The sequence below is a fragment of the Kitasatospora sp. NPDC056651 genome (assembly GCF_042792155.1).
Taxonomy (GTDB): Bacteria; Actinomycetota; Actinomycetes; order Streptomycetales; family Streptomycetaceae; genus Kitasatospora.
The window spans coordinates 26,783-33,576 of the sequence record NZ_JBHTWX010000102.1 but is presented as its reverse complement, the minus strand read 5'-3'; the positions used below and the strand labels follow the sequence as shown (position 1 = coordinate 33,576).

Genomic DNA, 6,794 nt, shown 5'->3' with positions numbered 1-6,794 from the left:
CAGGGCGTCCGCGCGGCGGGGCATCGCGGCGTACAAGTCCATTCGAAAGGAGGACAGTTCCGAGATTGCCTGCTCGCGAACGGCTTCAGGGACCACAATCGACACCGACGACCTCCGGCTCTGTTGTGCGACTCGACATCACACAGCGTGAGACGGAGGTCGTCGCCTTGTCTGGCAGATCCCCATGTGGGTGACCAGCTCGAACAACCTCGAGTTGATCACCGGAGGTAAAACAACAAGCTGACGGCTCGACGGTCCGACCGCCGGCCCGGTGACCGAGGCACTCGGTTGGGGTGTCGACAGCGAGGGCCCCGGCGTGACCAACCTCGAACCGGTCGGCTTCGCCTACCCCGACCCCGCGGCCGTCCGCATCGACCTCATCGCCCGCCCGGAACCCAAGACGGTGAAGAACCGGGTGCACCTCGACCTGGCCACCACCTCGACGGCCCATCAGGCGGGGCTGGTCGCAGGCTTGAAGGACCTCGGCGCGACAATCGCCGACGTGGGGCAGGGCGACGTCCCCTGGACGGTCATGGCCGACCCCAACACACGTGACTACCAGTTCTGCTGAGCATACCGTCACGTCGGAGCACGCAAGAGGCCCCGCACGGTCAGCGAGACCGCACGGGGCGTCGTCGTGCATGGGGCCTACCGGACAGGGCCCCTGTCTTCCGGGATCAGTCCCACTCGATCCGCTGGCCCTCGGCGCTGACGACCATCCGCAGCCGCTCGCCCGTGGGCTCACCCGCGACGCGCCACCGGGTGATCAGCTCGGCCACGGAGTCCCAGAGCCGGACCGGCCCGCCCTGCCGGACCAGCCCGCGGGTGGAACGCGAGTGCGGGGTCGGCTGGGAAGTGCACCCCACTGGGTGGCGAGTCCCGAGGGACCACGGCGGAAGCGAGAGGGCCGATTCACCGGTGGTTCATGAGGCCGCTCTCGTAGGCGGCGATGACGAGCTGGGCTCGGTCCCGGGCACCGAGCTTGGCGAGGAGTCTGCTGACGTGGAACTTGACGGTGGAGTGCGACAGGTGCAGTTCGTCGGCGATCTCCGTGTTGGACATGCCATTCGCGATCAGGACGAGAACCTCGCGCTCCCGGTCGGTGATCTCGTCGAGGCGGCGGTTCGCTCCGACCGCCACCTGGGGGCGCCTGGTGAACTCGGCCACCAGTTTCCGGGTCACGCGGGGGGAGAGCAGAGCCTCGCCGTCGGCGATGACGCCGATGGCCGCGAGGAGGTCTTCCGGTGGGGTGTCCTTCAGCAGGAAGCCGCTGGCGCCCGCGTGGAGCGCGGTGAACACATAACGGTCGAGGTCGAAGGTGGTGAGTATCAGTATCCGCACCGGTGGTGGGTCTTCGCCGCCGAGCAGTCGCCGGGTGGCCTCGATCCCGTCCATCCCGGGCATCTGGATGTCCATCAGGGCGACGTCGGGCCGTTCCCGTCGGATGACCTCGACCGCTTCGGCTCCGTCGCTCGCCTCGCCGACCACCGTGAGGCCCGGCGTAGTGTCGACGAGTACTCGGAAGCCGGCGCGGACGAGGGCCTGGTCGTCGCAGATCACCACCCGCACGTCCCCGCTCAGGTCCCCGCTCACGCCGATTCCCCGGTGGGGAACCGGGCCCAGACGCGGAAGCCGCCGAGCGGGAGGTGGCCGGCGGCGAAGTCGCCGCCGGAGAGCGCGACCCGTTCTTGCATGCCGATCAGGCCGTGACCGACATGGCCACCAGGGCTGTCGGGCGCGACGGCGGGGCCGGGGCGGCCGGGCGGACCGGCGCAGTCGCGGCCCTCGTCGGTCACCTCGATCTCGATGCCGTCCGGGTGGTAGCTGACCTGGGCCCGGGCGCGGGCGGTCGCAGCGTGCTTGACGGAGTTGGTCAGCGCCTCCTGGACTATCCGGTAGCCGGCCAGGTCGATCGACGGCGGGAGCTGCCGGGCGGCGCCTCTGATCCGCAGCTCGACCTGGAGCCCGGTGCGGCCGGTCTGCTCGATCAGGGAGGGGAGGTCGCTCAGGCCGGGTTTCGCCAGGTCCGAGGGGGCCGCCGTGTCGGCGGTGGGTGGCTCCTCCCGCAGCACGTCGAGCAGGGCCCGCATCTCGCGCAGAGCCGTGCGGCTGACCGTCTCGATCGCGGTCAGCGCCTTGGCGGCCTCGTCGGGGTGTCCGGTGATGACGTGGCGGCCGACGCCGGCCTGCACGGCTATCACGCTCATGCTGTGGGCCATCACGTCGTGCAACTCGCGGGCGATGCGCAGACGTTCCTCGATGACCGTCCGCTGCGCCTCCTCCATGCGGGCCTGCGCCTGGCGTTCCGCCTGGGCCCGCAGCCCGGCGTCGTGGGCGCGCTGTGACCTGATCATCATGCCGGCCGCCCAGAAGGCCACGATCGGCGCGCTCTGTCCCAACCACATCGCGGCCCACGCGCTGTCGAAGAGCACCGAGCCGCTGCCCATCGCCATGCCGACGCCGACGACGGCCTCGGCGAGCACCAGGCCGACCAAGGCCCGGGACCGTGGCTGCGAGAGCGCGAACTGGTAGAGGCAGAACGCGACCGCCAGCGACGGGAACTTGACGAACCCGTAGGCCGCCATCGTGGCGTACGTCGCCAGCGACACCCCGAGGGCCAGCCGGGGCCACAGCCGTTTGGCCGCCACCGCGCAGGCCAGCAAGGTCAACAGCGCGTACCAGCCCGGGAGCGAGAGTCCGGCGGTGGCGAGCTGGGCGTCGGTGGGACGCCCCCACAGCAGGAGCGCGATGCCGACCGCGACGTCCAGGCCGACGAGTTGGACGCGGGTCAGCCGTTTGGTGAGCGGGGGCCGAAGGTGCACGTCCTGACACTATCCGCGGGCGCGTGGGCGGGTCATCCATCTGCGGTCGCATCTTCGGACCTGTACTTCCGACCAGGGGCGCACACGGTGTCCGGGCCCGGGGCCCGGACACCGACTCCGTGCCGCGGCCTGATCCGGCGGACCGGCCGCGACCGCCATCGTGGAAAGCCATCCGATACCTGACGATCTTCGAAGGATGGAGCATCCGCATGACTCTCGACCGAGCACCCGCTCCGGATCAAGCACCGGGTTCCGGCCGGGCACCGGCTCCCGTGTCCGAGCCCGCCGCCCGCGGCGAGAAGATCACCAAGATCCACGGCACGGGCGACGCGAAGGTCACAGCGCTGGACGCCGTCGACGTCGAGATCGAGGGCGGCGCGTTCACCGCGATCATGGGCCCGTCCGGCTCGGGCAAGTCGACCCTGATGCACTGTCTGGCGGGCCTGGACTCGGTGCACGGCGGCCGAATCCGGATCGACGACATCGAGCTCACCGCGCTGCGCGAGCGCGAGCTCACCGAGCTGCGCCGCGACCGGATCGGCTTCATCTTCCAGTCGTTCAACCTCATCCCGGCCTTGACCGCCCTGGAGAACATCACCCTGCCCATGGCGATCGCGGGCCGCACGCCCGACCGGGCCTGGCTCAACGAGATCGTGGTGGCCTTCGGCCTGACGGACCGGCTGTGCCACCGGCCCTCGGAACTGTCCGGCGGGCAGCAGCAGCGGGTCGCCTGTGCACGCGCCCTCGCGGGCCGGCCGGACATCGTGTTCGCCGACGAGCCCACGGGGAACCTGGACTCCCAGGCCGGGACCGAGGTGCTGCGGCTGCTGCGCCGGAGCGTGGACGAGCTCGAACAGACCGTCGTCATGGTGACCCACGACCCGACCGCCGCGTCCTTCGCCGACCGCGTGGTCTTCCTCGCCGACGGCCGGGTGGCCGGCGAGCTGCGGTCCCCGACCGCTGAGGCCGTCCTGCAGCGGATGCGCCAGGGCGGGGGGCACCGCTGATGCTGAAGGTGGCGCTGCGCGGCATCTTCGCGCACAAAGGACGACTCGCGATGTCCTGCCTTGCCGTGGTGCTCTCGGTGGCCTTCGTCACCGGCACGATGATCTTCACCGGCACGATCAACGGGGCCTTGGAGGACGCCGCGGCGGCGAGCGCCCCGGACGTCACCGTCACTGCCCCGCTGCCGGCGGGCACGGGGCCGGCCGAGGTCGGCGACGCGGTGCAGCGGGCCGTGGTCGGCGAGGGCGGCACGCTGCCGGACGCCGACGCCCTGGTCGGGAAGGTGCGCGCCGTGCCGGGCGTGGCGGCGGCGTACCCCGACGTCACGGTCGACACCGCGACGCTGACCGACTCACAGGACAAGGCGATCGACGCGGCCGGCGGGATGTCCGGCTTCGGCGCCAAGAGCAGCATCCCCGTACTGGCAGGCAACTGGTTCGACTCCGACCGGTCGCCGGTGCGGCTCGCCAGCGGCCGTGCCCCGCAGGGCCCTGACGAGGCCGTGCTCGACCGCATCTCGGCTGACCGCGCCCACGTGCGGATCGGGGACACGATCCGGGTGGTCGCCGTCCCCGGCACGTTCGAGGCCAGGGTCACCGGCATCGCCGACTTCAAGGCCGCCAGCCAGGGCAACACCCGCATCTACGTCGACACCGCCACTGCCCAGCAGCGGCTGCTCGGCAAGCCCGGCGCGGCCACCTCGATCCGGGTGGACGCTGCTGCCGGTGTGACGCCCGCCGATCTCCGTCGCAGCCTGGCGGCCGCCCTGGGCGGCGCGGTCCAGGTCCAGGCCAAGGATCCGACCGCCGTGAGCCCGAACAACGGGGCCGGTCAGACCACTGACTTCCTCGGCATGGTGATGATGGGCTTCGCGGTGGTGGCCGTCCTGGTCGGCGTGCTCCTCATCTTCAACACGTTTTCGATGCTGGTCGGGGCCCGGACCCGCGAGCTCGGCCTGCTGCGTGCGATCGGCGCGAGCCGCGGGCAGGTGAACCGGTCCGTCCTGCTCGAAGCCCTGGTCCTCGGCCTCTTGGGCTCCACCCTCGGCATCGGCGCCGGGATCGGGCTGGCCGTCGGGCTGCACGCGGCGATGGCCGCCTTCGGCCTCGACCTGGGCTCGACCTCGCTGGTCGTCGGGCCCGCTGCCGTGCTGGTCGGCTACGCCGTCGGCATCGTGGCCACGCTGGCCGCCGGGGTGATCCCGGCGCGGCGTGCGGGACGCATCCCGCCGATGGCCGCTCTCCGCGAGGCGGCCGCGCCGAGCACCCGGCCCGGCCGGGGCCGCACGCTGACCGGCGCGGCGCTGCTGCTGGCCGGGGCCGGTCTGCTGATCGCCGGCCATGCCGCGACGGCGCCGGGCATGATCCTGACCCTGATCGCCTTCTTCCCGCTCGGGCCCGCTCTTGTCTGCGGCGTCGTCCCGGTCCTGACGGCCGCCTTCCCGCGGCTCTTCGGGCCGATCGGCGCCATCGCCGTCGGGAACACGCTGCGCAACCCGCGCCGCACTGCCGCCACCTCTGCCGCGCTGATGATCGGTATCTGCGTCGCAACGGCGATGGCCGTCTCGGCGGCCTCCGCCTCGGACTCCATGGCGGCACGCACCGACCGGATGCTCGGCGCGGACTTCATCATCAGCGGACAGCACTCGCAGGCGCAGTTCGGACCCGAGGCCGCCGGGACGGCGCGGCGCGTACCGGGAATCGGCGAGGTCGTCAGGGAACGGATCACCAAGGCCACGCTCACCGCGGGATCGACCACGCTGTCCACCACCGTCTACGGCGACGAGCCCGGTTTCCCCACCGCGATGCACGAGACGTACACCGCGGGCGACCCGCAGGCCGCGCTCGCCCACGGCCAGGTCGTCCTCGTGGACGCCATGGCCGAGCGACTCGGCGTCGGCATCGGCGGCCACGTCACCCTCGCCGGACCGGGCAGCGCCCCGGTGACCCTGACGATCGGCGCCGTTCAACGCCAAGAACCGCCCGGCATGTCGATGGGCCGGGCACGACTCGCGCCCAGCGTCGGATTCGACGTCCTGTCCGCCCTGGCTCCCACCGCCTCCGACACCACCCTGTTTGCCTTTGCGGCCCGCGGCGCGGACCCGACAGCGGTCGGGAAGGCGCTCACCACGGCGCTGGCCGGGTATCCGCAGCTGGCCGTGCAGGACCGGGCGGCCTACAAGGCATCCGTCCGAAGCGGCGTCGACCAGATGCTCTCGATGGCGTACGGGCTCCTGGCCCTCGCGGTCGTCATCGCGGTGCTGGGCGTGGCCAACACGATGGCCATGTCGGTCGGGGAACGGACGCGCGAGATCGGCATGCTGCGCGCGGTCGGCGCCTCACGCCGCGAAGTCCGCCGTATGGTCCGCTTGGAGTCGGTCGTGATCACTGCTTTGGGGGCTCTGTCAGGAGTGTCGCTCGGCATCGCTTGGGGGATCGCCCTCCATCGCATGGCGGGTGAGGGGCAAACCATCCTGTCAGTGCCCTGGATCACCCTTGCGGAACTGGCGGCGGCTGCCGTGATCGTCGGCGTCCTCGCGGCGCTGACCCCGGCTGTGCGGGCGGCTCGCCTCGACGTCCTGTCCGCGTTGGCCGCGGACTAGAAACGCGCTGCGTCAGATGATCACGGACGTCGGGTTCGAGGACTTCACCTTCACCCGGCAGACCGACGGCCTGGCCGCCGAGTGCACCGATCCGGCCCCGAACTGCGCCACCCACGACTACGGCAACCTCGCCCCCGACGCCGCCGTGCACGGCATCGTCGTCAAATGGGCCGCCAACTCCTGGGTTCGCGGGATCAGGGGCGAGATGACCGGCTCCCACCCCGTCGTCACCGAGGTCGCCAAGAACCTCCAGATCGAGAACAACTACTTCGACGGCGCCTGGAACAAGGGCAGGGGAGGCAACGGATACCTGCGCGGCTCCCGCGTCCGGGACTTCCTCTTCCTGAAGTCCTTCAAACGCTGAC

6 protein-coding genes and 1 pseudogene are annotated in these 6,794 nt (G+C 71.5%); 4 read left to right on the top strand and 3 right to left on the bottom strand.

What is annotated here, in order from left to right; translation table 11 throughout:
* Window positions 1–271: 271 nt before the first annotated feature.
* A pseudogene (locus ACFRAR_RS30375) lies at window positions 272–559 on the top strand (VOC family protein); the annotation flags it as partial.
* Window positions 560–677: 118 nt separating this feature from the next.
* On the opposite strand, the gene ACFRAR_RS30370 reads toward ACFRAR_RS30375, so the two are convergent.
* Genes ACFRAR_RS30370 through ACFRAR_RS30360 form a run of 3 tightly spaced genes read right to left on the bottom strand, consistent with a single transcriptional unit; the run spans window position 678 to window position 2,822 of the window.
* Entirely contained in the window at window positions 678–866 is a 189-nt protein-coding gene (locus ACFRAR_RS30370; protein WP_380701972.1) for a hypothetical protein, read from the bottom strand.
* 46 nt (window positions 867–912) lie between these two features.
* Window positions 913–1,593, bottom strand: coding sequence for a response regulator (locus tag ACFRAR_RS30365; RefSeq protein ID WP_380701970.1), 681 nt, complete (start codon window positions 1,591–1,593; stop codon window positions 913–915).
* Window positions 1,590–2,822: a sensor histidine kinase gene (locus tag ACFRAR_RS30360; protein WP_380701968.1), complete on the bottom strand. Its 1,233-nt coding sequence runs from the start codon at window positions 2,820–2,822 to the stop codon at window positions 1,590–1,592. Before ACFRAR_RS30360 ends, ACFRAR_RS30365 begins: the two co-directional genes overlap by 4 nt.
* Window positions 2,823–3,094: 272 nt before the next feature.
* Between ACFRAR_RS30360 and ACFRAR_RS30355 the strand changes: the two genes are divergently transcribed.
* The 3 genes from ACFRAR_RS30355 to ACFRAR_RS30345 are packed head-to-tail and all read left to right on the top strand — an operon-like array spanning window position 3,095 to window position 6,793.
* Window positions 3,095–3,829, top strand: a complete 735-nt coding sequence (locus ACFRAR_RS30355; protein ID WP_380701966.1) for an ABC transporter ATP-binding protein — start codon at window positions 3,095–3,097, stop codon at window positions 3,827–3,829.
* Window positions 3,829–6,429 (top strand): ABC transporter permease, encoded by a 2,601-nt coding sequence (locus ACFRAR_RS30350; RefSeq protein ID WP_380701964.1) that lies wholly within the window; start codon window positions 3,829–3,831, stop codon window positions 6,427–6,429. The genes ACFRAR_RS30355 and ACFRAR_RS30350 overlap by 1 nt, the downstream gene beginning before the upstream one ends.
* A gap of 16 nt (window positions 6,430–6,445) precedes the next feature.
* Window positions 6,446–6,793, top strand: a complete 348-nt coding sequence (locus ACFRAR_RS30345; protein WP_380701962.1) for a hypothetical protein — start codon at window positions 6,446–6,448, stop codon at window positions 6,791–6,793.
* Window position 6,794: the final 1 nt, after the last annotated feature.